We start from the raw sequence: 1,345 nt of genomic DNA on the forward strand, positions 1-1,345 counted from the left end.
GGCCCGGGCCCGGGCCGCACGAGCCACGCGTCGCCGTCCACGACCCGGGCGACCGGGCCGTGGACGGCCGGTGGGTCAGCCGCGCAGGAACGCGAGCAGGTCGGCCGTGAACGCGTCGGCGTAGGCGCCGTACAAGCCGTGCGGCGCCCCGGGGTAGACCTTGAGCGTGGCGTCGTCGACCAGTTCGACGGTCTTGAGCGAAGCCGCCGCGATCGGCACGATCTGGTCGTCGTCACCGTGTGCGACCAGGGTGGGGACGTCGATCTTCTTCAGATCCTCGGTGAAGTCCGTCTCCGAGAACTGCTCGACGCAGTCGAACGCGCCCTTGACGCCGACCTGCATGCTCATCAGCCAGAACGCGTCGCGCGCGCCCTGTGAGACGTCGGCCCCCTCGCGGTTGGCGCCGTAGAAGGGCGCGCTGAGGTCCTGATAGAACTGCGAACGGTCGGCCCGAACGCCCTCGCGGATGTCGTCGAGCGCCTCGATGGGCGTGCCCTCCGGGTTGGCCTCGGACTTGAGCATGATCGGCGGGACCGCGCCCAGGAGCACGGCCTTGGCCACCCGGTCGGTGCCGTGGCGGCCGATGTAGCGGGCGACCTCGCCGCCACCGGTGGAGTGGCCGACCAGGACCACGTCGCGCAGGTCGAGAGTCTCGATCAGTCGGGCGAGGTCGTCGGCGTAGGTGTCCATGTCGTTGCCGTGCCACGGCTGGTCGGAGCGGCCGTGTCCGCGCCGGTCGTGGGCGATCGCCCGGAAGCCGTTCTCGGCGACCACGCGCATCTGCTCGTCCCACGCGTCGGCGTTCAGCGGCCAGCCGTGGCTGAACACGACCGGCTGCCCGCTGCCCCAGTCCTTGTAGAAGATCGTGGTGCCGTCGCTGGTGGTGATGGTGGCCATAACCGTTTCCCTTCGACCGTGTGGCCGGACCGCTTGCCGACCTCTGTCGATCGTTGCGGCATGGCCACGGTCGGGCATGTCGAGGTCGGCGGTCGCGGCTCGACGGAGCGGCGCGCCGGAGGCGGCCCGTGACGGAAGCGTTCGCACGTCGGTGGTCCGGCGCGGGGCCGTTTCCCCGGGCTCCCGGACCGGGCACGGTCGAGCGCGGCGCGGATCCCGACAGCGGCAGGACGCCCCGGAGCAGCGCGGGTCGACCGCCACAACGGCGGACGGGTCGCGGCGGCGAGAAACCGGGCGGGCAGACCGCCGAACGAGTGGCCGACGGTCGTCAGCACCCGGTCGTCCGGGCCGGCGCACAGCCCATGACGTGATCGGCGACCCGCCCGACCCCTTCGGCCGACACCCGGCCCGCGACGCCGCGCGTGTCGGCCGCTGGGAACGGGCCGGC

1 protein-coding gene is annotated in these 1,345 nt (G+C 72.7%); it reads right to left on the reverse strand.

Features of this window, described 5'->3' with window-relative positions; genetic code table 11:
• Nucleotides 1–75: 75 nt before the first annotated feature.
• Complete coding sequence (locus GT354_RS07410; RefSeq protein ID WP_161355452.1) at nucleotides 76–897, reverse strand: alpha/beta hydrolase; 822 nt, start codon at nucleotides 895–897, stop codon at nucleotides 76–78.
• Nucleotides 898–1,345 lie beyond the last annotated feature (448 nt).

This window comes from Streptomyces sp. SID3343, from assembly GCF_009865215.1.
Taxonomy (GTDB): domain Bacteria; phylum Actinomycetota; class Actinomycetes; order Streptomycetales; family Streptomycetaceae; genus Embleya.

Excerpts from the sequence above, each read along its gene's own strand:
- GT354_RS07410 (WP_161355452.1), bottom strand. The coding sequence starts at position 897 with ATGGCCACCATCACCACCAGCGACGGCACCACGATCTTCTACAAGGAC.